The sequence below is a fragment of the Dysgonomonas sp. PF1-14 genome, assembly GCF_029892965.1.
In the GTDB taxonomy this organism is placed as follows: domain Bacteria; phylum Bacteroidota; class Bacteroidia; order Bacteroidales; family Dysgonomonadaceae; genus Dysgonomonas.
This window is the reverse complement of record NZ_JARXWN010000004.1, coordinates 52775-76817: the sequence shown is the minus strand read 5'-3', so window position 1 is coordinate 76817 and position 24043 is coordinate 52775. Positions and strand designations below refer to the sequence as shown.

At 40.3% G+C, this 24043-nt stretch carries 24 protein-coding genes; 12 read left to right on the top strand and 12 right to left on the bottom strand.

Annotated elements, in window-relative coordinates; all coding sequences use genetic code 11:
• Window positions 1-43 precede the first annotated feature (43 nt).
• Entirely contained in the window at window positions 44-715 is a 672-nt protein-coding gene (locus tag M2448_RS06775; protein WP_280645157.1) for an ABC transporter ATP-binding protein, read from the top strand.
• The gene (dprA, locus tag M2448_RS06770; protein ID WP_280645156.1) at window positions 716-1834 is read left to right on the top strand and encodes a DNA-processing protein DprA; all 1119 of its coding nucleotides are present in this window, start codon (window positions 716-718) and stop codon (window positions 1832-1834) included.
• On the opposite strand, the gene M2448_RS06765 is transcribed toward dprA, so the two are convergent.
• The 4 genes from M2448_RS06765 to M2448_RS06750 are packed head-to-tail and all read right to left on the bottom strand — an operon-like array spanning window position 1835 to window position 5097.
• Complete coding sequence (locus M2448_RS06765; protein WP_280645331.1) at window positions 1835-2809, bottom strand: M20/M25/M40 family metallo-hydrolase; 975 nt, start codon at window positions 2807-2809, stop codon at window positions 1835-1837.
• Between the two features lie 7 nt (window positions 2810-2816).
• Window positions 2817-3824, bottom strand: a complete 1008-nt coding sequence (locus M2448_RS06760) for a M20/M25/M40 family metallo-hydrolase (RefSeq protein WP_280645155.1) — start codon at window positions 3822-3824, stop codon at window positions 2817-2819.
• Window positions 3825-3826: 2 nt separating this feature from the next.
• Window positions 3827-4243 carry a DUF1634 domain-containing protein gene (locus tag M2448_RS06755; protein ID WP_280645154.1) on the bottom strand — a complete coding sequence of 139 codons (417 nt, stop codon included), beginning with the start codon at window positions 4241-4243 and terminating at the stop codon, window positions 3827-3829.
• Window positions 4244-4248: 5 nt separating this feature from the next.
• Window positions 4249-5097 (bottom strand): sulfite exporter TauE/SafE family protein, encoded by an 849-nt coding sequence (locus tag M2448_RS06750; protein ID WP_280645153.1) that lies wholly within the window; start codon window positions 5095-5097, stop codon window positions 4249-4251.
• 170 nt (window positions 5098-5267) lie between these two features.
• Here M2448_RS06750 and M2448_RS06745 point away from each other — a divergent pair, with 170 nt between their 5' ends.
• Complete coding sequence (locus tag M2448_RS06745) at window positions 5268-5813, top strand: glutathione peroxidase (RefSeq protein WP_280645152.1); 546 nt, start codon at window positions 5268-5270, stop codon at window positions 5811-5813.
• A 207-nt stretch (window positions 5814-6020) separates the two neighbouring features.
• Here the strand turns inward: M2448_RS06745 and M2448_RS06740 are convergent, their stop codons facing one another.
• From M2448_RS06740 to folB, 5 genes are all read right to left on the bottom strand, one after another.
• A complete protein-coding gene (locus tag M2448_RS06740) occupies window positions 6021-6392 on the bottom strand; it encodes a hypothetical protein (RefSeq protein ID WP_280645151.1) in 372 nt (123 codons plus the stop codon).
• A gap of 32 nt (window positions 6393-6424) precedes the next feature.
• On the bottom strand, window positions 6425-8887 hold the full coding sequence (locus M2448_RS06735; protein ID WP_280645150.1) for a T9SS type A sorting domain-containing protein: 2463 nt from the start codon (window positions 8885-8887) through the stop codon (window positions 6425-6427).
• Window positions 8888-9159: 272 nt separating this feature from the next.
• On the bottom strand, window positions 9160-10677 hold the full coding sequence (locus tag M2448_RS06730) for a DUF4301 family protein (protein ID WP_280645149.1): 1518 nt from the start codon (window positions 10675-10677) through the stop codon (window positions 9160-9162).
• A gap of 63 nt (window positions 10678-10740) precedes the next feature.
• On the bottom strand, window positions 10741-11268 hold the full coding sequence (locus tag M2448_RS06725; protein ID WP_280645148.1) for an RNA methyltransferase: 528 nt from the start codon (window positions 11266-11268) through the stop codon (window positions 10741-10743).
• A 7-nt stretch (window positions 11269-11275) separates the two neighbouring features.
• Window positions 11276-11629 carry a dihydroneopterin aldolase gene (gene folB / locus M2448_RS06720; protein WP_280645147.1) on the bottom strand — a complete coding sequence of 118 codons (354 nt, stop codon included), beginning with the start codon at window positions 11627-11629 and terminating at the stop codon, window positions 11276-11278.
• 198 nt (window positions 11630-11827) lie between these two features.
• On the opposite strand from folB, the gene M2448_RS06715 reads away from it, so the two are divergent.
• Genes M2448_RS06715 through M2448_RS06690 form a run of 6 tightly spaced genes read left to right on the top strand, consistent with a single transcriptional unit; the run spans window position 11828 to window position 17444 of the window.
• Window positions 11828-12208 (top strand): polymer-forming cytoskeletal protein, encoded by a 381-nt coding sequence (locus tag M2448_RS06715; RefSeq protein ID WP_280645146.1) that lies wholly within the window; start codon window positions 11828-11830, stop codon window positions 12206-12208.
• Window positions 12209-12228: 20 nt separating this feature from the next.
• Window positions 12229-14004 carry an aminopeptidase P family protein gene (locus tag M2448_RS06710; RefSeq protein ID WP_280645145.1) on the top strand — a complete coding sequence of 592 codons (1776 nt, stop codon included), beginning with the start codon at window positions 12229-12231 and terminating at the stop codon, window positions 14002-14004.
• Complete coding sequence (locus M2448_RS06705) at window positions 13994-15421, top strand: TlpA family protein disulfide reductase (protein WP_280645144.1); 1428 nt, start codon at window positions 13994-13996, stop codon at window positions 15419-15421. Before M2448_RS06710 ends, M2448_RS06705 begins: the two co-directional genes overlap by 11 nt.
• Window positions 15408-15929 carry a gamma carbonic anhydrase family protein gene (locus M2448_RS06700; protein WP_280645143.1) on the top strand — a complete coding sequence of 174 codons (522 nt, stop codon included), beginning with the start codon at window positions 15408-15410 and terminating at the stop codon, window positions 15927-15929. Before M2448_RS06705 ends, M2448_RS06700 begins: the two co-directional genes overlap by 14 nt.
• 23 nt (window positions 15930-15952) lie before the next feature.
• Complete coding sequence (locus M2448_RS06695) at window positions 15953-16423, top strand: hypothetical protein (protein ID WP_280645142.1); 471 nt, start codon at window positions 15953-15955, stop codon at window positions 16421-16423.
• A 37-nt stretch (window positions 16424-16460) separates the two neighbouring features.
• A complete protein-coding gene (locus tag M2448_RS06690; RefSeq protein ID WP_280645141.1) occupies window positions 16461-17444 on the top strand; it encodes a polyphosphate kinase 2 family protein in 984 nt (327 codons plus the stop codon).
• Window positions 17445-17481: 37 nt separating this feature from the next.
• On the opposite strand, the gene M2448_RS06685 is transcribed toward M2448_RS06690, so the two are convergent.
• From M2448_RS06685 to rsmA, 3 genes are read right to left on the bottom strand one after another with little or no spacing between them, the layout of a single operon-like run.
• Window positions 17482-18003: a phospholipase D-like domain-containing protein gene (locus M2448_RS06685; protein ID WP_280645140.1), complete on the bottom strand. Its 522-nt coding sequence runs from the start codon at window positions 18001-18003 to the stop codon at window positions 17482-17484.
• Window positions 18004-18006: 3 nt separating this feature from the next.
• Window positions 18007-18951: a magnesium/cobalt transporter CorA gene (gene corA / locus M2448_RS06680; protein ID WP_280645139.1), complete on the bottom strand. Its 945-nt coding sequence runs from the start codon at window positions 18949-18951 to the stop codon at window positions 18007-18009.
• 28 nt (window positions 18952-18979) lie between these two features.
• A complete protein-coding gene (gene rsmA, locus M2448_RS06675) occupies window positions 18980-19780 on the bottom strand; it encodes a 16S rRNA (adenine(1518)-N(6)/adenine(1519)-N(6))-dimethyltransferase RsmA (RefSeq protein WP_280645138.1) in 801 nt (266 codons plus the stop codon).
• A gap of 110 nt (window positions 19781-19890) precedes the next feature.
• On the opposite strand from rsmA, the gene M2448_RS06670 reads away from it, so the two are divergent.
• From M2448_RS06670 to M2448_RS06660, 3 genes are all read left to right on the top strand, one after another.
• Window positions 19891-20904, top strand: coding sequence for a lysylphosphatidylglycerol synthase transmembrane domain-containing protein (locus M2448_RS06670; protein WP_280645137.1), 1014 nt, complete (start codon window positions 19891-19893; stop codon window positions 20902-20904).
• A gap of 187 nt (window positions 20905-21091) precedes the next feature.
• A complete protein-coding gene (locus M2448_RS06665) occupies window positions 21092-21889 on the top strand; it encodes a hypothetical protein (RefSeq protein WP_280645136.1) in 798 nt (265 codons plus the stop codon).
• A 682-nt stretch (window positions 21890-22571) separates the two neighbouring features.
• Complete coding sequence (locus M2448_RS06660; RefSeq protein WP_280645135.1) at window positions 22572-24026, top strand: aminoacyl-histidine dipeptidase; 1455 nt, start codon at window positions 22572-22574, stop codon at window positions 24024-24026.
• Window positions 24027-24043: the final 17 nt, after the last annotated feature.

Below are 24043 nucleotides of genomic sequence, written 5' to 3'. Positions count from 1 at the left end.
GACATTGACTGTATGTAGCCTGCTTCTCTAATAAGAAATGCGGATGATAAAGGCAGAAGGAATAACTAAGAGTTTTGGCTCACTAATGGTACTGAAAGGAATAGACCTCCAGGTAAACAAAGGAGAAATAGTCTCTATTGTAGGTGCCAGTGGTGCAGGAAAAACCACCTTACTGCAAATTATCGGGACGCTCGACAAAGCCGATACGGGAACGGTCTTTATCAACAATGAAAATTTGAGCATCTTGAATGATTCCCGTTTGTCTGATTTCCGCAACAAAAATATAGGCTTTGTATTTCAGTTTCACCAACTGCTGCCGGAGTTTACCGCATTAGAAAATGTAATCATTCCTGCCCTGATAGGAAAGACAAAAGAATCACAGGCTAAAAGCAGAGCTAAAGAACTGCTGGATATGCTAGGCTTATCGGAGCGCCTCGAACATAAACCGAACGAGCTTTCGGGCGGAGAAAAGCAACGTGTTGCCGTAGCACGCGCCCTGATCAACAATCCGGCTGTTATTCTGGCTGACGAACCATCGGGAAGCCTCGATACGGAAAACAAGGAGGAACTTCATCAGCTTTTCTTCAAACTACGCGATACACTGGGACAGACCTTCATTATCGTTACCCACGACGAACATCTGGCATCTATTACCGACCGTACTATTCATATGAGAGACGGTCTTATTGTCGGTACTCAACCTCTGGCTGTATAAATGAGCGATACTGACAAACGGCTATATCAGATAGCCCTCACCCAGATAATGGGCGTGGGTGATATTACTGCACGCAACCTGCTACGCGTATTCGGTGATGAAGAAGAGATTTTCAAGGCGAACAGGAAAACCTTGCTGACAAAAACAGGACTTTCGGCAAAGATTGTAGATGAGATACTCAATCCTGATGTTTTCAAAAGAGCAGAAGAAGAATTAAACTTCATAGAAAAAAATAATATATCTACTTTTTTCATCAGTGATGATAACTACCCACACCGTCTGCGCGAATGTTCAGATGCCCCTGTCCTACTCTATTATAAAGGAAATACTGGTCTGAATGCGGAAAAGATAATCAGTATAGTCGGTACACGTCAGGCCACAAATTACGGGAACAGCTTTTGCGAAAATCTGTTTCAGGAACTATCATCTGCCCTACCCGATGCACTTATCGTTAGCGGACTGGCATACGGAATAGATATTCAGGCACACAGGTCGGCACTAAAAAACAACTTCCCTACCGTTGGCGTACTGGCTCATGGCCTTGACATTGTATACCCGAGTGTACACCGCCAAACTGCGATGGAAATGATTGGCAACGGTGGGCTTTTAACGGAATTTCCAAGCCGGACAGAACCCGACCGTCACAACTTTGTCAGGAGAAACCGCATTGTTGCGGGAATGGCTGATACCGTTATTGTAGTGGAATCAGACGTGAAAGGTGGTTCACTGATCACAGCCGAAATAGCCAATTCATATTGCAAAGATGTATTTGCTGTTCCGGGAAGGATGACCGACAGATATTCGAAGGGTTGTAATAAACTTATAGCTTCGCACAAAGCTGATTTATTCCTCTCTGTAGACTATTTCCTCGAACAAATGAGCTGGGACTCTCAATCGACTAAAAAGAAAAAAGCTCCACGCCAGCAAGAACTTTTTGTTGTACTTTCGGCAGAAGAGCAGGTCGTTATCGACAAACTGACCGCAAACGATTCGTTACACATCGACCAACTATCGCGGGAATTAAATATCCCTGCATATACTCTGTTCTCCACCCTACTGGAAATGGAGATGAAAGGGCTTATAAGAAATACACCCGGAAACCTTTATACTTTAGCATAATCAGAAGTCGGCTGTATTAGCCATCTCCCACAAGTTAAGAAAAGCTATTTTAGATATGGAAGTTACTTTGTCGTAATTTATTTTGTCAGCATGGTCGCCCGGCTGATGGTAATCGTCATGCAAATCGGTAAAATAGAAAACATAAGGGACTCCTTTCATGTCAAACGGTGCATGATCGCTTCCACCCGGCACATCATCAGAAAGTTTGAATTCGGGTAGCAAATTCAAGTTATGCTTCTCAATACCTGCTTCTATCCACGAACGCAATACGGGCTTGTTCGAAGAATGATATACTACGACTCTATTGATATCGGAACGTCCGATCATATCACAATTTATATATCCTTTTATTGCCTGCGGATATTGTCGGGGAATTACAAGGTTAGCAAAATGATCTTCTACAAAGTGGAACGATCCTATCAACCCGATTTCTTCCGCATCCCACAGGGCAAATATAATTGTCCGCTCGGGCTGCTGACCCGAAGTCAGAAATGCCTCTGCAACCTGCAATACGGCAGCTACACCCGAAGCATTATCATCAGCTCCATTGTAGATACTGTCATTGGTTGAATTAGGTACAACGCCGAGATGATCGTAGTGTGCGCCGATTATAACTATTTCGTCCGTATTACGTCCTTCTATATACCCCAATACATTGCGCATTTCCAACCCTTTATATGGCTCTCTCCGATGTGCATTCCAACCGTCTGCACCAGAGGAGACATCGAAGCATTGGAAATATTCCTTTTTCCACGGTTTTATACCAAGCTTTTCAAAGACTGATTTTATATATTCGGAAGCAGCTTTTCCGCCCCATCTCCCGGCTCCCCGACCTTCGAGGCTGTCACTGGCAAGAATACCTATATATTGTTCCGATTTCTCTTTATTTATTGACAACAGACCTTTCTCTATCGGTGATTGAGAAAATACGGACAAAGAGAATAAAAGACAGATTAATAAGAGATTATTTTTCATCATAGTTTCAGTAGTTTGGTAGGTTTGCCATATTCCAGAAATTAAGGTAGGCAGCTTTTGTTATATCTACAAGTTTATCCCAATTTATTTCATCAGCATGGTCGCTTGGTTGGTGATAGTCCGGGTGCCCGTCGGTATGATACCAAATCACAGGAATTCCTTTTCGTGTAAAGGAAATATTATCACTTCCTCCGGTCGATTTATCTAAAGTCTTATAATCCGGTTTTAACTTTAATCCGTAACTACGAATATCTTTTGTAAGCCATTCTTTAAAAACAGGCTTTTCTTTTGCATAAAAATATACCACTTGTTCCGGCTTCGACTCATCGTTATTCCGTCCGATCATATCAAAGTTCAGATATCCTTTTACCATCTGCAAATCGGGAAAATTAGAGGTAAAATATTCTGATCCCAAACAACCTAATTCCTCCCCGTCCCAGAAGGCAAAAATAACTGTCCGTTCGGGTTGCTGCCCACTTTCCACAAAAGCCTTTGCTATTTGCAATACAGCCGACACACCGGAGGCATTATCATCTGCCCCGTTATATATCTTATCATCAGCCAATGATTCATCTACTCCCAGATGGTCGTAGTGTGCACCGATAATTACAATTTCATTTCTATTCTTACCCTCTATATAACCCAGTATATTCCGCAAATCTAATTTCCGGTGTGCCTTATCTTTTTTATACTCTGTAATAATAGCCGGATCGATTGAATAACGGGATTTTGTCTGCCTTTCTTTAGCATATGCGGTAAATGGCTGTGTACATCCATTATTATCATCATCGAAAGGTACTATGCCAATTTCACGCAGGACAGATATTATATATTCTCCGGCTATACGACCTCCTAGTTTTCCTGCTTCGCGTCCTTCAAGAACGTCACTAGCTAAGAACTCAATATAAGCCTTTGCTTTCTGTTTATTTATACTATTCAATCCTTTTTCCTTTGCTGGCTGAGGAAAAGCTAAAGAAGGAAGGAAAACGAGTAATATGAAGAGAATCCTTTTCATAATCAATGCAGTCCTAATAGCATATTAGCTATGATAATAAATAACACGATAAGGGTAATAGTGACATACATATAGTCGCGTTCGATAAGAAATCCGACCACCGAGAACGCCACCCTAAATATAGGGGTAGCTATAAGTACGCATACACCTAACTGTATAATAGCAGCACCATCGAGGGCTAAAACACGCGGAAAGATTGTTGATAATTCACGCAAATAATACTCTACTCCGGGAAAAGTCTGTCCGTCAGGGATCGGTTTATATTGCTCCATAGACATCCCATGATGCTGATATATGTATATGGCTCCTCCCAGAAGGGTAATTCCACATGACAGCATAACACCATAACGAAGCAATTTACCGATAAAAAGCTCCATATCTCTTTCTGCCCAAAATTCCTTAGAAAATATGTTCTTCATCCCTTTTACAATTTACCTGTTATACCGTTATATATCATAGATATAGCCAAGAAGAATATTACTACGCTGAATAGCAGACGTAGCTTCTTCACATTTGTCTTCGGCAATATCTTCGATCCGAAAAAAGCACCAAGTAATACGCCTACGACGATAGGCATTGCCAATCCGGGATCTATATAACCACGTTGCAAGTATATTACAGCACTGGCAGCGGCTGTAACTCCTACCATAAAGTTACTGGTAGTAGTCGACACCTTAAACGGTATCTTCATAGCGGTATCCATAGCTAATACCTTCAACGCACCCGAACCAATTCCTAACAAGCCGGACAATACACCGGCAAGTGTCATCAGGGAGTATCCTCCTATCACATTATGGACATTATATTGTTCAATCTTTCCTTCCTTAGTAGGATAAGAACCATTCAACTTCAGCTTTACGCCTAATTTGTCACCTGGTGCAGCATAATCCGTATTATCGTCTTTTTTTGCTACAGAGCGCACAGCAGAAAAAATAAGTACACAACCGAAGATAATCGCAATATATACCTTATCGAGATGCATGGCTACGATAGCACCTATTACAGCCCCAGTAGTGGTTGCGATCTCCAGAAACATACCTATGCGTACATTTGTTATACCCTCTTTGATATAAGCTGCTGCTGCGCCGGAAGACGTAGCTATGGAAGTTACCAGTGCAGCACCGATGGCATAACGCATATCTACTCCAAACCCTAACGTAAGCAGCGGAATTACAATGACACCGCCCCCCAATCCGGTCAAAGAACCAATAAGACCGGCAAAACAAGCTCCCAAGAACAAAATAAGGGAGAAAATTTCCAAGCTTAACTCCATTTCCTTTCAACTTTTTGAGACATAAAGATAAGTCTTTGATAGCAGAAAGTGTTTATAGATTTAGAAAAATATAATTCTACCTGAATTTACTCTATCTGAAAGATATTCAGATAGTAAAAACTTTATAGTAAGATTAAGTGTTTAATAATAAACAAATAGTATATACTAACATGAAAAAATTGATTTTATCTATCATACTAGGTATGATAACTATTAGCAGTATGGCACAGAGTAATAAGAGTATTTATGACTTTAAAGTGAAAGATATCGATGGAAAAGACTTCAATTTCACTTCATTGAAAGGGAAGAAAATCCTAGTGGTAAATGTAGCGTCCAAGTGCGGTTTAACTCCTCAGTATGAGAAACTTCAACAGCTTTACGAGAAGTACAAAGACAAGAATTTTGTAATTGTAGGCTTTCCGGCAAATAACTTTAACGGACAAGAACCAGGTACGAATGAGGAAATAAAGACATTCTGTGTATTAAACTATGATGTATCGTTTCCGATGATGAGCAAAGTAGATGTTATAGGTGATAACAAAGCTCCTATATACAAATGGCTTACTGAAGAATCCGGAAATGGGAAAATAGATGCTGAAGTACAATGGAATTTCCAAAAATTCATGATTGATGAAAACGGACAGCTTTTAGGATTTGTACCTCCTCGCGAAGATCCTTTCTGTGATAAAATCATTTCATGGATCGAACAAAAATAAGAAGCTTGTAAGGTTCCCAAAAGCACAAAGCTAAACTCTCTGAGAATCGAATATTTGAACTCAAACCGGAGAGTTGTCAGGAAAAACATCAATAAGAGCGGGTTATTTCTCAATGAAATAACCCGCTCTTATTGATCCAAAGAAGGGAGATATTTGATGAACCAAGTCAAATATCTCCTCTTTATATTGTTTTATTAAAATTATCTCTTAGAGATTATTGCGTCGTCTGGATGTTGTTACTCCCCTATATATAAGATAAAGAACAAATATAGAGAAAATGATCGGCAATGTAGTATCACCTATAGGAGCCCCTACGTTACCGGGATTAGACCAGTCTGTTTCGGGAAGGAACGGGTCTTGCCATCCTTCACTTGCAGACAGGAATCCTTCTTGTTCCGAGATCATTGATATACTTTTGGTATATACAAGAGAAGTTTTTTCTTCTTGCATAAATTTCTCAGCCTCTGTCGCCTTAAAGGTAACAGGCTTTTCGCTATCTGCCGCGCTAACAACTGTCGGAACAACAGTCAAGCAAAGGGACAACATCAAAAACAGCAATATTTGTAGTTTCGTTTTCATCTATTTTATTTTAACTTAGGTCTGTGTGTATCTTAATTAGTCTGCAAATTCACAAATTTCGTTGCATAGTTTCTATTACCTGTGATCTTCAGAATATATGTACCAAGACTCAGTGGTTTCAAGTACCTCATAGAAGGAGCCTCATTTACTTTTGTTCTTGCCATCAGGCGACCTTGCATGTCATAAATAGTAACATCACTGTTCATGTCATCTTCGTTCAAGCCTTTTATATATAAAGTAGATGAATTATAATAGCATGAGATTTCTTCTGCATTATCACCTATTACATCACTATCATCCGGATAGAAACGAAGTATAAATCGATTACCTCCAACTAAGTTCTGACTATCGGTAGTGTTTGAAACAAATGAATACTCATCGCCTTGACTTACCTTCATTGTTTTGTTATCAAGCAATCTGTCGATTAGCCACACACCCTGTACAGCTTCTACATTATCCAATCCGTAGAACTTCAATGTTATTTCCTGTGTTTCCTGAGGAGCATTAAAGAATAATGGTAATTCTTTTGTCTTCTTAGGAATTGCATTTCCTAACATTGTCATATTATCACTGGATTTTGTATAAACAATAGCTCTTGCTTCTGCTCTCTTTATTTCAGACTCATAGCCGTTTGCATCTGTATATTTATGATTGTCGCTTTCATAAGCATCATTCAAACCTTTTCTTGAGTCATATGAATCTTTCGATGTAGCAAGTGCACCATCTCTGAATATAACAGTAGTACGGTCAGCTACATTATTTATATTATCCTGTGCTTCTACTACAAACCAGTCACGCATAATAGCACTTTCTGCTGATGCACTTTTTGGGGCGCGAGTCTGACCGAATGTACGCAGTTTCGGATCCATTGTAATCGTGACACCATTAGGCTGTTCTGTTTGCAAGCAGAACATCTGCATAGGAGCAATCAGATATTTAGTTGGATCTACTATACTAGAAGATTTCTCTATATTTCCACCAGATGCACCATCTCTACTGATAAAGTCATAAGACGCTCTGTATTCAAATATATTTTTTGTTGCATCGTATTTAGCCTGTGCTTGATTTATCAACCAATATTTTGGTCTCAACTGAACGCTGGCATCAGTTGTAGAGGCATAAATACCATCACCTAAAAGTTTTACTTCATACTTAACATCTGCTTCTGAATCAGGAACCGCAGGATAGCTACCTTCAACATCGCCACCATAACCATTATAAGCAATACCTAACAGACAGTTAAGACTGATCGGAGACATAAACGGATTACCTACAAAGTTCAACCCTTTAAGTAATTCTACCTGTACAGGCTCCACGTTGAATTTTTCTGTTTTCAACACTTCCACCCTGTCTCTCTTACCCCACTGGTCTGTTCCAGCTTTTACGTTAGCATCATCATATGTAAATCTTCTGAAATCAGCCTGTACACCTCCTGGTTTTGACGAATAATCTTCAAAACTCATACGGCCAAACACATATCCTCCTCTGGCACGTCTCTCGTGATAAATACCCGAATTATTACCTTCAAAATTCCATCTCTTATCAATACTGCTCATATGGTCGGCATGAGATAATTCCATTGTAATGAAATATCCACGTCCAGCCTGCATTTTAAAGAACGGATCTACTATAGGCCCCTCATACGAAGTAAAGCTAGAACCATTTGGTTTTGTCAACACATGATAGAACATATAATCTGCTCCCAGTTCTTTAAATGGAGGTGAGAATCCCATCAATCTATTCCAACCATCTGTTTGTCTAAGCGTTTTACCGAATGTAGAACCCAAAGGCAATGGTCTGGCTGATTCTGACGCATAGTCATTCTCAAATGCGCCATCGTCAATTATATTTCCGGGATCTGAATCATCATATTTATAAAAGTCAAAGTTAACCTGACTATATGTCGGCTGGCTGGTATTAGCAGACAGAGCTCTAATCAGGGCATGACCACTATTCATGCGATATACATTATTTACATCATAAGATGCTTTTACAGAAAAACGATCTGTAGCCGGCACATTCAGATAATCAACTGCTACAGCAGCAGATGAATCCACCATTACAAATCCCACCTTACGCCAATCATCGTCAGCACCGGGCAAGCCTTTCTCAACCTTTATAGTAGGAAAGTCAATCCAGTTAAAACTCTTTTGCAGCGCTCGGCTCCATGTAGCTTCGGCAACATCAACATCACCATAAATTCGCTGCAACGTCGCCTTACCATCAACCGGCTTACCTATAAAAGCAATTACACCGTCATTTTCGGTGTTGCTTTTTCCGATAAAGAGCTGATTAGCCGCTCCCTCATCTACACTTGGGTCTTTTCCGTTTACAAAGTCACCCGTTAATTCTGTACGCCCTTTCTGGGTAATAGAGGCGCCCGTTACAAACTTTGCTGATCCGTCTATATACAATGTAGTAGACTCTGTAGCCCCTTTCTGAGCTTCAGTGCCTTTATATTGTACATACATCTTACCCTTTGAGTAAAATTTCACATCAGATTGCCCTTTAACTAATAAAGGCAAAAGTAGTAATACGACTAAAAATAATCGAAGTTTCATTATTGTAGTTTTATAAAAGTCAGTCAACATCAAATAATTATCGAAAACATAGTAAGGTATCCAAGTTTCTTAAATCCCGACACATAGTCGAAATTCAAATACAAAGATAATTCTTTTTTTGTTACAAGAAACAATATAACATATTTTTTTCAATAAAAGATTATTTTTATCAGAACCGAAATAAAAAGAGCCATTTTAATAACCTGCTATAAATGACGTCCTCTCAACAAATCATTGATTGTTTTTACCGGATTGAACGTTTCGATAGGCACTTCTACAAAAACTGTATTCCAGTCCGACATCGCCCCATTCCACAAGCCAGGCAGCTCTAATGCTTTCAATTCTCTGCCACCCTTCGATTTTACAGATATAAAGCCGGTATTATAATCGACATAATCTTTCAGATTGAAGTGATAGCCTCTGTAATCTTTTATACCACAGACAATATCAACCGGATTGAAATGTGTTCCTTTCTGAAACATTTCTTTTTTCTCCGGGTCAGACATGTCTATCTGAGAACTCTCCAGTATCTGCGGCGATACCGTCCCGTCCGAATTAACTGCAAGGAACGGCCCTCCACCGGGTTCTCCAACATTCTTAACCATACCACAAACACGAATCGGGCGATCGAGCTTACGTTTCAGATACAGCACCAGTTCTGCATCCTCCAATAGTTTTGTGTCAGGATTTTTTATATTTAGCACATTTTGCATAAAATAAAGTATCTCTAACAATTCGTCGTGTGTGTATTTACCGCTATCTATAAGCTTGAGATATGCAAATACCTTAGACTGAATCTCTACAAGCACGCCTGCCTGTATTTTCTTGTATTTGGTCTCTATTTCCTTATATTTATCGGGAACGGTATTATCTATATTTTTTATAAATACAATATCGGCATCCAGATCATTCAGGTTTTCAATTAACGCCCCATGACCTCCGGGACGAAAAACGAGTTTGCCATTTTCCCTGAACGGTTCATTATTGGCATCTGCGGCAATAGTATCTGTACTGGGCTTTTGTTCGCTGTAGTCAATATTATATGTGACAGATAATTCTGTTTCAACTGCACTCTTCTTACTATCAATCAGTTTCTCAAACAAAGGTTTGTGTTCCGGAGATACTGTAAAATGAATATTTACTTCCCCTCTGTCATTTTTCGCATATAGAAAGCCTTCTTGCAAATGTTCTTCTACAGGTGTTCGTGAAAAGCCCGCGTATTTATGAAATTTCAACAACCCTTTCGGCAAACTTCCATAATTCAATCCTTCGGTACTTAATAGATTTTTTATAATAGATTTGTAATTTGCTCCCGCGAGTAGTGTAGCAATATCTTTACCTTCATTTTTCAGACAGGCAGCATCGAGGTCTTCATAAAATGCAAATTTAGACAGCCCGTCAAAAAAAGACTTCTCAAATGCAGAGGTAGGTATATTATAAGGGGCATCCAGAAACTCGAACAGATCTTTAAACATTCTGCTTGCAGCCCCTGATGCCGGCACAAATTTTACAATCTTCTTTGACGATGCCTTGTATGCATCCCAACTGTTCAAAGATTTTCTTTCATCATCAGGTGACAACACCATGATACCTCTTTCTACGGATGCTGCCGAAGACAGTCCAAGAAAAGGGAAACCGGTCTTAAAACTATCCAGCTGTTTTTGAAAGGCATCCGAAGAAATACCCTTCTCTTCTAAAGAGAGTTTATCTGATTCTGTTATCATAGTTACGAGTTGTTACAATTAGTGCCTTAGCCAGCATGCAAAACTAACAAAAATATTGCAATATCAAACCAACTGTTTAAAAATTTCCCAAACAACGACTCCTGTAGCGACCGAAACATTCAAAGAATGCTTTGTCCCAAACTGCGGTATTTCAATACAGTAGTCGCACATATCAACTATCTGTTGACTAACTCCTTTCACCTCGTTACCAAGAATTATGGCATGGTGTTTTGTGCTATCCATCCTCAGTTCATTCAACATAATACTTTTTTCGGCCTGCTCAACGGCATATATTATATCCCCCCTTTCTTTCAATACATTTACGGCATCCTCTGTATGCTCAAAATATCGCCATGCGACAGCATCCTCCGCACCCAATGCCGTTTTGTGTATCTCGGCATCAGGAGGTGTCGCCGTAATACCACATAGATATATAGCTTCGACCCGAAAGGCATCCGAAGTTCTGAAAACCGAACCTATATTATTCAGGCTCCGCACATTATCGAGAATCACAATAAGTGGAGTTTTTTCTGCAACCTTAAATTCATCTACCGAAATCCGGTTCAGGTCTGTTATCTTCTTTACTTTCATATACTGTTTAGCCTATCAGAACCACACTTGCACAATCGAGCTGCCCACCCATAGGCGGATTACGTTTCGACACTTTTATCTCCACAGTTTCCACTAACGGAAAATTACTTTTCAGATTACGTATTATTCTCCCTGCAACGTGTTCCAGTAATTTTGATGGAATCATCATTTCTTTTTTCACCTGTTCGTATATTTCCGCATAACTGACTGTATCTTCCAGATTATCTGTCCGGCTCGGCTTTTCCAGATCGATCTCCAGCTTCAGGTTTACTGTATAAAGGTTACCGACAATTGTTTCCTGCTGAAAAACACCATGATTAGCATAAAAAGTAAGATTTTCCAATAATATATAGCTCTTCATAGCTTAATTGTTATTTAAAGAAACAAAGATATACAAAAAGATAACAATCTTCTTTGTCACTTATACAGATGAAACAGCAATACATGTTATAAACTATTAAAGTGAAATTATTTTTAATTAATAAATTTAAAGTTTCGCTTATTTTTAACTAAGTTTGTTTTCTTAACACACATATAAAATAATATACAACAAAAGAACATGGCAAAAATCAAAGAATCAATGGCTGTGTCGGCCAGCACTCACAACATACTTGCTGCTGGCACACATATAAAAGGAGAGATAAATGCCGAAGAGGATTTCCGTATAGATGGTTCTATAGATGGTAACATACACTGTAAAGGAAAGATCATAGTAGGAACGAGCAGTACTATAACCGGAGAGATCAGATGTACGAATATTGAGGTTTTGGGAAAAGTGGACGGAAATATATTCTGTAGCGAAAACGTATTCCTGCGCGCCACATCTACAGTTACCGGCAATGTAAAGACCGGAACCATAGAAATAGAAATAGGCGCTGCTGTAAAAGGGGATATTAATTCTCACTACAAACAAGAGATGAATACGACAACCATTATATAATACATTAAATATTAAATAATATGAGTGTAATACATAAAAGACTGACAGCCCTGCGCCAATTCATGGAAGATAAAGGCCTCCATGCCTTTATCGTTCCCAGTACAGACTCACATCTGAGCGAATACCCTGCATTGCACTGGGCTTCGAGAGAGTGGATAAGCGGCTTTACCGGATCGGCCGGAACAGTAGTTGTTACACGCCAGAAAGCCGGATTGTGGACAGACTCGCGTTACTTTTTGCAAGCAACAAACGAATTAAACGGTACCGAAATCGAGTTATTCAAAGATGGTCTGCCGCAGACCCCTACTATGGAAGAGTGGCTGACGTCGGAACTGGGCGAAGGCGAATATGTAGGTATCGACAGTAGTGTATATGCCTCAAAAGACGCTTTCAACCTTACCCACAAACTGAATATGAAAGGACTGCATGTAATAAGTGATTACGATCCTTTCGACACAATATGGCACGACAGGCCGGCAATACCACAAAATCCGATTTTCGTACTTCCTGAAAAATATACAGGAGAAACGACACACAAAAAGATAGCCCGTATTTGCGACAATGTGGAAAAAGCAGGAGCAGAATCACTCCTTGTAGCATCGTTGGATACTATCGCATGGATTTTCAATATAAGAGGAAACGATGTTAAATGTAATCCGGTGGCTGTAAGTTATGCCTATGTATCGCGTAAAGAAACCGTATTGTTCATCGACCCTAAAAAACTTACTCCGGAAACATCAGCATATCTGAAAGGAGAAGGTGTTGTCATTGCCGAATACTCAAAGATATTCGATTATGTATCAAAGATAAAATCATCGGTTTGTCTGGATGGTAATAAAGTAACTTTCCGCCTTTACAATACGATCCCTAACGGATGCCGTATAGTAGATATGCCATCGCCTGCCGACCTGATGAAGAGCATCAAGAACGAAACCGAGATACAAGGCTTCAATACAGCTATGGAAAAAGACGGAGTGGCACTTGTCCGCTTCCTGATGTGGCTCGAAAAAACCGTTCCGACCGGAAGTGTTACAGAAATTCAGATACCGGCTAAGCTTGTAGAATACAGAAGCCAGCAAACCAACTTTGTAGGCGAAAGCTTCGATACTATTTCCGGCTACGGACCTAACGGAGCCATTGTACACTACCATGTTACAGACGAAAGTTCACTGAGCGTAAAACCTGAAGGATTCCTGCTTGTAGACTCGGGAGCTCAGTATTTTGACGGGACAACCGATATAACCCGCACTGTAGCTGTTGGCCCGCTGACCGAACAGATGAAAAAAGATTATACAATGGTGCTGAAAGGCCACATCAATCTGGCTACATCCATCTATCCACAGGGGACACGAGGCAGCCAGCTCGACATACTAGCCCGCAAAGCACTATGGGATAACGGGCTGAATTATCTGCATGGTACAGGACATGGAATAGGACATTTCCTTAATGTGCATGAAGGACCTCAAAATATCCGTATGAATGAGAATCCGACTACATTGCAGATAGGCATGGTTACCTCTAACGAACCGGGAATATACAGAGCCGGCAAATACGGCATCCGTATCGAGAACCTCATTCTGACCCAACATGAGACAACTACCGAGTTCGGCGATTTCTATTCTTTCAAAACGCTTACCCTCTGCCCGATAGACACTACACCTATTGTGAAGGAGATATTGACAGAAAAAGAAATCGAATGGTTCAACGAATACCATAAACTTGTATATGACCGCCTTTCTCCTCTGCTGAACGAGGACGAGAAGCAATGGTTAAAAGAAAAGACCAATGCGATATAATATTCTTATCATACTGAGCCTCCTCTTTTTCAACAAAGTGGAGGCTCAAAATAATATGGGCGAGAAGGACGGTTCGTTTCGTCTCGAAGTGACTATTCCTAATCAGGCAAACAAGACCCTATATCTGGGACAATACTGGATGGGAGGAACTTATGCCATCGACTCAGTGAAAGTCGGGGAAGACAGCAAAGCTATATTTGCTTACCCCGATCGAAAAATAGATCAGGGACAATACTTCCTGCATATAAAACCATCTTTTCTGATAGATTTTTTGATCGGTGACACACAGGATGATATCCGCATGTCGATCAATGAAAAAGATCCATCTAAAAATACTGTTTCGGGCAGTGAGGACACTAAGTTATTGTGGCAGCACCTTGCATACATAGCAGAAGAAGACATGAGAAAGAGTGTACTGCAAGGAAGATTCCTCAGTGCATCGGAACAGGAAAAGCCGAAACTACAGGACGAACTCGATAATTTCGATGATAAGCTAGCATTACACACACAGTCGTTCATCGAAAAGCACAGGACACAATGGGCAGGCATTTTTCTGAAAGGCATGGAGTACATTACGCTGCCTTATCCTCAGCCGAAAGACAACAAAGAGTTCTTGGCTAATAAGGAGTACGGGAAAGTACATTACTTTGACAATATAAACCTTACCGACCCCCGCTTTTGGAGGACAAACTATTTCACCAGCTATATTGACAGCTATATGCAACAGTGGACAGACCCTGTACCCGATTCGCTCGCAGCAGCAGCCAACAGACTGGTAGCAAAAACAATAAACAACGATATTTGTTTTAAAGAAATGTTGTCGAAGCTCACAAACGATGCCCTGAGCAGTGGGCGGATGGGTGACGAAAATATCTGGGCACGCCTGTATGAAAACTATATTATGAATAAGAGTATAGCATGGATAGACAGTGCGCAAATGTCGCAACTGAAACAGAAATACAGTGATATTGAATATAACCGGATAGGAATGAAAGCGCGTAACCTGATAATGGAAACACCGGATGGGAAGTCGGTGGCAACAAATGGAATAGCGACAGAATATACCTTACTGTACTTTTACAATCCCGATTGCGGCTACTGTCAGCTGGAAACGCCAAAGTTCCATGACGAGGTATATAAGAAATACAAAGAAAAAGGCTTGGAGGTAATAGCGATCAATACAGGCAATAACAAACAGGAGTGGCTCGATTTCATGAAGAAAAATAAGCTCACCGACTGGATTAACTGTGCTGACCTGAATTACAAGTCACAATACTGGCTGTACTACGATACGTCAGGCATACCGGCAACCTTTATTCTGGACAAGGATAAAACCATTATAGCAAAAAGGATAAACGAAAAGAACGTTATAAAATTTTTAGATCATCACATACAAAGCAAGAATGGCACTAATTAAAGAAGTAAGAGGATTTACACCCGAAATAGGAGACAATGCATATCTGGCCGAAAATGCCACAATTATTGGCGATGTTGTTATAGGTAAAGATTGCAGTATATGGTTCAACACTGTATTGCGTGGCGATGTTAACTCCATACGCATAGGCGACAGGGTAAATATACAGGATGGCAGCGTATTACATACATTATATCAAAAATCGGTAGTAGAAATCGGAGACGATGTATCTGTAGGACACAATGTAGTTATACACGGTGCGAAAATAGAAAACGGTGCACTCATTGGTATGGGCGCTATTGTACTCGATCATGCAGTGATAGGCGAAGGAGCCATTATAGCAGCAGGCTCTGTGGTACTGAGCGGCACACAGGTAGAACCGGGCAGTATATATGCCGGAGTTCCTGCCAAATTTGTAAAGAAAGTAGACCCCGATCAGGCAAAAGAAATGAATCAGAAAATTGCAAAAAACTATCTGATGTATTCGGGCTGGTTTAAAGAAGAAGAATAAAAGAACAATATTAAAAATAAAAAATGAATATCTCAATCAAACATCTGGCAGGGACTCTGACTCTGCTTCTTGCAACGACATTTGTAGCGTGTAACACTTCTGCAAACAAAGAAAAACAAGCAGAAACGACAGAAACAGCTTCTGTTGTAGACACAATGAAATTACAGTTCAACATAGCAGAAGTAGATACAATGTCACTTCTGTTCCCCGACAGTAACGAACAACGTATTATTTCTGAAGCCGACAGAAACAAGCTGGGTGAGGCCCTTGCCTTATCGGTAAATGATACCCTGTGGAACAATAGCGGAATAATGGTTAAAATGGTTGCTCCCGACTATACACTTATATCGCATTACAAAGGGAAAACCAGTGACCAGAACAGTTGGCTGATGATCTGGAAAGAAAATGGCAGAACCAAGTTCGACAATAAATGGTATTTCCTCGACGAAAGCAAAAAAGCTGAAATATATCAGATACTCGACAGCTATAAATAAGTGACCTGAAACGGTAACATCAAAAAAGAATAACGATATGAAAAAGGATGTTCTTAAAAAATTGACGGCAAAACCCGGAGACAAGCACAAAGTATCCGATTTCAGAACCGATTATACAGCCGGTCTGAAAAAGGATGAAGCTGAAAAACTACTGGAAGAGAATACCGAAAAACTGGCAAAATTACAAGACAAACTGTATGCTCACGATCGTTATTCCATACTTGTTATCTTTCAGGCAATGGACGCAGCAGGCAAAGACGGTACGGTAAAGCATGTAATGTCGGGCGTCAATCCGCAAGGCTGTCAGGTATATTCATTCAAAGTACCTTCGGCAGAAGACCTCGATCACGATTATCTGTGGCGGATATACAAATGCTTGCCGGAACGTGGTAGAATCGGCATTTTCAACCGTTCACATTACGAGGACGTACTGGTCGCAAAAGTTCATCCCGCCATTGTACTAAACGGCAAATTACCGAAAATAAACAAGGTGGAAGATGTAGATGATAAGTTCTGGAAAAAACGATACAGACAGATAAATGACTTTGAAAGGCATCTGACCGAAAACGGAACGATTATTCTCAAGTTCTTCCTGAACGTATCACATGATGAACAGGAAAAACGCTTCCTCGCACGATTGGAAGATGAATCGAAGAACTGGAAATTCTCGGCATCCGACCTTAAAGAACGTGCATTCTGGGACGACTATATGAAAGCCTATTCAGATATGCTCACAAATACATCGACTGATGAAGCCCCTTGGTATGTTATCCCTGCCGATAATAAGTGGTTTATGCGCTATGCCGTAGGGCAAATTATCTGCGACAGGATGGAAGAGTTAAAGCTCCACTACCCTATCCTTACGGATGCAGCCAAGCAGGAAATAGAGAATGCCAAGAAAGTATTGGCTCCGCAAGAGGAAAAAAAACCTGCAACTCCCCTTCCCAGAGCAAAGAAAGCGACTACAATAAAAGACAAGCAGGAAGAAAAAACAGCGAAAAAAGGGAAAAAGACCAAATAAACTAAAAGGACAGATCACTAAAATCTGTCCTTTTAGTTTATTTAATGCGATCGCCACAATAATCTTTCCGCTTACATTTACTGCAAAAACTCCCGATCCATACCGAATCGAACTGTGATATTGCACTTTCGAGCAATGCCGGATTTGACGTGAGAATGCCGGCTTCAAAGTTGCGGGTATCTTTACCTTTCATCCCTATGCCTGCGCCTGTTAGGTTTGCAGAACCGATATAAACCGTCTGCAAATCGAATATCATCATCTTGAAATGTACTCGTGGACATAAAGCCCGCTCTAAGCCCTGAACCAGCAACGGATATTTATCAAAATCCTTTCTGAAATTAGGACCGGGTTCTTTAGCGTGTATCAACCGTATTTCGACCCCACGTTTCACCAGATCGGAAAGTATTTTCAGGAATGGCACGCTTTGTTTTCCCTGCATAAAGTACAGGTCTTTGATATCGGCAGTTCCTATCCACAACTGCTTCTTTACAGACAGAACCTTATTTAAGACCTTTTCGTAATGATCGTAATCGGAAATATATAGCGTATCTCCTGCCATCGATTACAACCACTTCTTCTTTTTGAAGTAAAAGAGGATTACCCCGACTGCAAATACCATCAACGCAATGGAGAATATGTAACCATACTTCCATTTCAATTCAGGCATTTCACCAAAGTTCATTCCATAGATACTGGCTATAAGAGTTGGCGGCATGAATATTACCGAGATAACGGTAAACATTTTGATAATTTTATTCTGCTCGATATTTACAAAACCGAGAAACGTATCCTGTAAGTAATCGAGACGATCGAAGCTGAAACGTATATGCTCGAGCAGCGAATTGATGTCTTTTATCAGTATTGTGATACGGCTATGCATTTCTTTTGGCATCAGGTCACTTTTCAGCAGACTTGTTACCACACGCTGTTTATCTATGATATTTTCACGAAGCATCATCGTCTTTTCCTGAAGGTTCTTGATTTCCATCAACAATTCTTCGTCTGCCTCCTGTATGCTGATACTGTTACTGAGTGTTGTAATCTCCTGTGTCATATCCTCTACCATGTCGGCATCTATCTCTACGCGTGTTTCCAGTATGGCTACAAACACATGATAACCGGTAGGATATGTTTTCGGATTGGCAGATATTTTCTTTATCGTCTCGTGAAACGAAGTCAGGTCTTCGCCACGTACTGTGATAAGGATATTGTTCTTCATTATGAAAGAGACGGGCTCTTTCTCAAAGTTACCAAGCAGAAAGTTGGAATTGACCACTAGCGAATCGGCTGTTTCCATATAGCGGGACGACATCTCGATTTCGACCATTTCTTCTTCTTCCTGAATGTATATTTTCAGATAATCTTCAAGTTCATTTTCTATTTCCTCGTCCACATTGTTAAGGTCGATCCATAGAAAGTTCTTGATAGGCGTAGTTTTCAAAAACTCAATGCTACGGCTCATTCTTATAGCATTGTCTTTATGATAGAATAGTTTTACTTCTGACATGAGCTCTCTTTTTTAAGTGTGTGTACTCTTACTTCCTCTCGTTTTCCCTCTCGGGCAGATGCGCAGCGACAATATTTGTCAGCTCTTCAAAATCTGCGACCGAGAGCCGCTCGGGTCGTTCGGCAAAGATCGGATTAGTATAAGCTTCACAATCTTTTCCGAGCAGGGGCTTCATTGAGTTGCGCAGGGTCTTTCGCCGCTGGTTGAATCCGGTTTTCACAACCGTCTTAAACAACCGTTCGTCGCAACCAAGCGTTTGGCGGTCATTTCTCACCAGCTTTATCACTGCCGATTTCACTTTGGGAGGAGGGTCGAACACCTTCTCACTCACCGTGAACAGGTATTCAACATCGTACCAAGCCTGAAGCAGTACACTTAAAATACCTCGTGTTTTGCCACCCGGACGGGCGGCAATGCGTTCGGCAACTTCTTTCTGGAGCATGCCCGAACAACAGGGTATCTGATTTTTATGATCGAGTACTTTAAAAAATATCTGGGAAGATATGTTGTAAGGATAGTTACCGATTACACAGAAACGGTCTTTGTAGATTTGCGACAAATCTAATGTAAGGAAGTCAGCCTCAACGATATGTCCGCGCAGTGCAGGAAAATGCTCATCGAGATAAGGTACAGATTCGCGGTCGAGCTCGACAACGGTCAGCTCCTTATTTTTTTCGATCAGAAACTGCGTAAGAACCCCTGTGCCGGGACCTACCTCAATAACCGGCACATCGGAAAAATCGTCCAATGTATCAGCGATACGGCGTGCTATATCCATATCTTTGAGGAAGTGTTGCCCTAAGAATTTCTTTGGTCTTACTGCTGACATACTTATATTTATGATTATATTTGCAGGCGCAAAGGTAGTATTTTATTGCTAAAACACGTCTTTTACCTTTGTTATAATTATAATAAGAAACTGCAATTTTACAAAATAGAATGGAAGATCCGATCGAAGAAGTACCTGCATCGAAGAAGAAATCTGTACTAAACACTCTGATAAAGGTGGTATTACCTTTAGCTTTGGGAATTTTCATTATTGTATATCTGTTCAGGGATATTAACTTCAAAGATGTATGGCATATTATCAAAGATGCCAACTGGGGTATCCTGCTCTTTTCTCTTCTGTTCGGACTACTGGGACACACATTGAGAGGTTACCGCTGGGAGCTTTTCATCACCCCGTTGGGATATACACCCAAAATAGCGAATCTCAGCTATGCCATATATGGCGGCTACGCTGTAAACTTTGCCCTTCCGCGTGCAGGCGAGATATGGAAATGCGGCATCATAGCCAAAGAAGAGCGGATCCCTTTTTCCAAACTGTTCGGCACAATGATCCTTGACCGTATCTTCGACTCCCTGACCGTAATATTCATCTGTATGATCGCATTCCTGTTCAATATGCAGTTTTTCATCAGTCAACTGGAACAAAATCAGGATACATTCGACATTGTTATCGGGATACTGAAATCACCTTTGCTTTATATACTTATTGCTGCTGCTATTATTACTACATATATTATCTTTAAGTTTTTCAAGGAAAACTTTATTGTAAGAAAAGTAAAAGGCTTTATCAAAGAAATTATCAAAGACGCCAAAGCCATCTGGAATATGAAGACGAAAGGAAAACTTGCGCTTTATACTATCGGCATCTGGGTTTCCTATTTCCTTTATTTCTACACTACATTCTTCGCATTCGACTTCACTAAAGATTTAGGCTTCACAGCAGGACTGATTGCTTTTGCCCTCACCAGCCTGAGTATGGGCGTTCCGTCTAACGGAGGGTTAGGACCCTGGCAGGTAGCAGTCATCGCAGCACTTAGTCTTTACGGTGTCAACGGCCTCGAAGCTACAGCCTTTGCCACAGGTGTATTTGGGATACAGTCGCTGTGGGTTATCCTGCTCGGATTGTTCGGATTCGCTATGCTGGCTCTGAATAAGAAAAAGTAATTATACTGCCCTGTATTATCTTCCGGTAGCTTTATCTATATATAGTATATCAATGTACTAATGCGACAATGTGCCGATATGCCAATGAAAAAGATATTTGAAATAATACAAAATGTGTAAACTTTGTAAGGTTTTAGTTAAAAAGCAGAAGCGACCCTATTAACACAGATTGAAAAGCCCAAAGATCATGGAAAACAAAACGGAAGAAAGAAAATACGGACAGGAACTCAGCATAAAACTGACTGTAACCACTGTTATCAGTATTGTGTGTTCTCTTATCATCGTCGCGCAACAGCATCTTGGTAGCATGTTTGCAGAAATGTTTCCGGTTATGTACATTCTGTCTATGGCAGTATTTTCACTTTCGGTGTATCTCAATCTATTTTCATCTGTTAGAGATTCACTATGGTTATCGGCTCTGAGTTTTTTCCTACTGCCTGCAATTGTCACAATACTACTCTGTACTGAATTATCCGATGATTTCACATACCATCCCGATCTGTTTCTGGCAGCAATCATTCCGTTCTTCGCTATTCACATCTATTGCTTCTTCGATTTTCACCGAAAAATAAGAATAAATATTACCAAACCATTCGCTATATCTAAACCCGTATTTCTTGGTTCCATTATTATAGTCTTGTTACTCATAACCACCTTAGGCTACAAATATGGCGACCATAAAGCCAATAGCTGCTACGAAGGATATGTATATGATTATGATAGTGGAAATCCTCTGGATAACGTAACAGTAAGGGAGAATATAGAGGACTATCATGAAACCATTACGGACTCATCGGGCTACTTTGCATTGAAAAAAGACCCGCAGACTATGCCTGACCTGATATTCATAAAAGAAGGCTATAAAACAGATATTGTACCGGCAAGAATATATCACTTTGAATATACGGGCTATAATTTCTTTCGGAAAAAGGCACATATACACATCCAAAAAGAAGACAAAATAAACGAGAACCCCAATATATAATTATTTTCAGAAATGTTTATCTATAGATGAAAAGGAATTATAAGAGCCTGTTTAAATTTTATTCGTTTAGGTTTTCAGAACTATTTTTGGAATGATTTTTTCTTATCTGAAGCGCGAATAGCGGGCTATTCAAGCTGAAGAAAGGGGAAAATCGGACAAAAAGAGACTGAAAATGAACGAAAAAAGAACGATAACAAAATGTTTTGGTAAAATTTAAACAGGCTCTAAATGCAAGAGCATAAAATTTTTCACCCGATCTATAGAAAAGTGATCTTTGAAAAAGCGAATATAGATTGATATTTCTGTTAGGAATGTAAGGTTTTAGTTAAAATATTTCTCACGCAATTGAAAATCGACGACGCGAAGGCGAGTCAAAGACGCGAAGGCGCAAAGAAAAATTATTTGAAAAAGTTGTGACCTTTACACACACTTCGCTCCTGTAATTGATAATTGTCAAGTTTTTGATCACTGTTGACTGATCACTGTTGACTGACAGAAGTGTTACCTTTGTTACCTTTTTTTATTAATTACTGACAATTAATATTTTAGTAAAATAAGGAGCAAAAAAAGCACATTGTCAGCAAACAATCAGAAATAATCTAAAAATATAGCATTACACACATACTTTCATCTATATTTTTCTATCTTTGTTACCATTCGTAAATTATAAATCATAATTATTATGGCGAAAGAGATACTTAAACTAAAACCGACACAGTTGTGGAAACACTTCTATGATTTAACCCAGATTCCGCGCCCAACGGGACAGATGAAGGAAGTAACCAAATTCGTTATGGATTTTGGTAAAGCCCTGAAGCTGGATGTAAAACAAGACAAAACCGGTAACATACTGATTACCAAGCCTGCTACAAAAGGTATGGAAAAAGCTCCTGTTGTGATTCTGCAATCGCATCTGGACATGGTTCCACAAAAGAACTCCGATGTAAAGCACGATTTTGCTAAAGACCCTATAGAAACAGTAATAGACGGCAATAAGGTAAAAGCCAAATCAACCACTCTAGGTTCAGATAATGGTATCGGTGCCGCTGCTATGATGGCTGTACTGGAAGACAATAAACTGAAACATGGAAAGATAGAAGCCCTGTTTACTGTAGACGAAGAGGTCGGCATGGTTGGAGCTTCGGGCTTAAAGAAAGGATTCTTGTCCGGCAACGTTCTACTGAACCTCGATACAGAAGAGATAGGTGAACTTTGCGTAGGTTGCGCCGGTGGTGTAGACGTGAATGCTGACTGGGAATTTAAAGAAGTAAAAACGCCAAAAGGTGACATCGCATATAAAATAACACTGAAAGGACTTCGTGGCGGACACTCAGGAACAGAGATACATCTGGGACGTGCCAATGCTAATAAACTGATGGCTTACTTCCTGAAAGAAGCCGTAAGCAACTACGAAGTGCGTCTTTCGGCTATCGACGGCGGATCGCTGCGTAATGCCATCCCTCGCGAAGCTGTAGCATTGGTTACTCTGCCCGAAGAGGATGAAAAAGACTTCTTGAAACTGGTAAAAAAATACGAGAAAAGATATAAAGATGAATACAAGACAGTGGAACACAACCTTTCGTTCAAAGCAACGAAAGCCGATGTGCCTAAAACACTGATTCCGGAAGAAATACAAGACGGACTGATAAATGCCGTTGTGGGATGCCAGAATGGGGTTATCAGTATGCTTACCGACTTTGAAGGCATTGTGGAAACATCTACAAACCTTGCATCGGTAAAATCTGAACCGGGTAAGATTTCAGCTAAAATGCTGGCTCGCAGTTCATCCGAAGACCGTAAAGAAGAAATAGCATCTAGCCTCGAAAGCGTATTTGCACTGGCCGGAGCTAAAGTTACAGTTGAAAACGGTTATCCGGGATGGCAGCCTAATGCACAATCGGACACGCTGAATATGATGGCTAAGCTGTACAAGGAAATGTACAAGGAAGATGCACATGTGGTAGTAGTACACGCAGGGCTCGAGTGTGGTATCATACTGGGCAGTACTCCGGGATTGGACATCGTTTCCTTCGGACCTACAATCCTGAATGCACACTCTCCGGACGAGTTTGTAGAAATAGACACTGTTACCAAGTTTTATGACTATCTGGTAAAAACACTGGAAAGAATTAAGTAGACAGACTTCTCTATATA

Coding starts and splice junctions, on each gene's coding strand:
- M2448_RS06695 (WP_280645142.1), top strand. CDS start 15,953: ATGAATATCTCAATCAAACATCTGGCAGGGACTCTGACTCTGCTTCTT.
- M2448_RS06760 (WP_280645155.1), bottom strand. CDS start 3,824: ATGAAAAGGATTCTCTTCATATTACTCGTTTTCCTTCCTTCTTTAGCT.
- M2448_RS06690 (WP_280645141.1), top strand. CDS start 16,461: ATGAAAAAGGATGTTCTTAAAAAATTGACGGCAAAACCCGGAGACAAG.
- M2448_RS06725 (WP_280645148.1), bottom strand. CDS start 11,268: ATGAAAGTAAAGAAGATAACAGACCTGAACCGGATTTCGGTAGATGAA.
- M2448_RS06685 (WP_280645140.1), bottom strand. CDS start 18,003: ATGGCAGGAGATACGCTATATATTTCCGATTACGATCATTACGAAAAG.
- M2448_RS06755 (WP_280645154.1), bottom strand. CDS start 4,243: ATGAAGAACATATTTTCTAAGGAATTTTGGGCAGAAAGAGATATGGAG.
- dprA (WP_280645156.1), top strand. CDS start 716: ATGAGCGATACTGACAAACGGCTATATCAGATAGCCCTCACCCAGATA.
- M2448_RS06700 (WP_280645143.1), top strand. CDS start 15,408: ATGGCACTAATTAAAGAAGTAAGAGGATTTACACCCGAAATAGGAGAC.
- M2448_RS06665 (WP_280645136.1), top strand. CDS start 21,092: ATGGAAAACAAAACGGAAGAAAGAAAATACGGACAGGAACTCAGCATA.
- M2448_RS06750 (WP_280645153.1), bottom strand. CDS start 5,097: ATGGAGTTAAGCTTGGAAATTTTCTCCCTTATTTTGTTCTTGGGAGCT.
- M2448_RS06710 (WP_280645145.1), top strand. CDS start 12,229: ATGAGTGTAATACATAAAAGACTGACAGCCCTGCGCCAATTCATGGAA.
- M2448_RS06660 (WP_280645135.1), top strand. CDS start 22,572: ATGGCGAAAGAGATACTTAAACTAAAACCGACACAGTTGTGGAAACAC.
- M2448_RS06730 (WP_280645149.1), bottom strand. CDS start 10,677: ATGATAACAGAATCAGATAAACTCTCTTTAGAAGAGAAGGGTATTTCT.
- M2448_RS06765 (WP_280645331.1), bottom strand. CDS start 2,809: ATGAAAAATAATCTCTTATTAATCTGTCTTTTATTCTCTTTGTCCGTA.
- M2448_RS06715 (WP_280645146.1), top strand. CDS start 11,828: ATGGCAAAAATCAAAGAATCAATGGCTGTGTCGGCCAGCACTCACAAC.
- M2448_RS06775 (WP_280645157.1), top strand. CDS start 44: ATGATAAAGGCAGAAGGAATAACTAAGAGTTTTGGCTCACTAATGGTA.
- M2448_RS06740 (WP_280645151.1), bottom strand. CDS start 6,392: ATGAAAACGAAACTACAAATATTGCTGTTTTTGATGTTGTCCCTTTGC.
- corA (WP_280645139.1), bottom strand. CDS start 18,951: ATGTCAGAAGTAAAACTATTCTATCATAAAGACAATGCTATAAGAATG.
- M2448_RS06745 (WP_280645152.1), top strand. CDS start 5,268: ATGAAAAAATTGATTTTATCTATCATACTAGGTATGATAACTATTAGC.
- M2448_RS06670 (WP_280645137.1), top strand. CDS start 19,891: ATGGAAGATCCGATCGAAGAAGTACCTGCATCGAAGAAGAAATCTGTA.
- M2448_RS06705 (WP_280645144.1), top strand. CDS start 13,994: ATGCGATATAATATTCTTATCATACTGAGCCTCCTCTTTTTCAACAAA.
- rsmA (WP_280645138.1), bottom strand. CDS start 19,780: ATGTCAGCAGTAAGACCAAAGAAATTCTTAGGGCAACACTTCCTCAAA.
- folB (WP_280645147.1), bottom strand. CDS start 11,629: ATGAAGAGCTATATATTATTGGAAAATCTTACTTTTTATGCTAATCAT.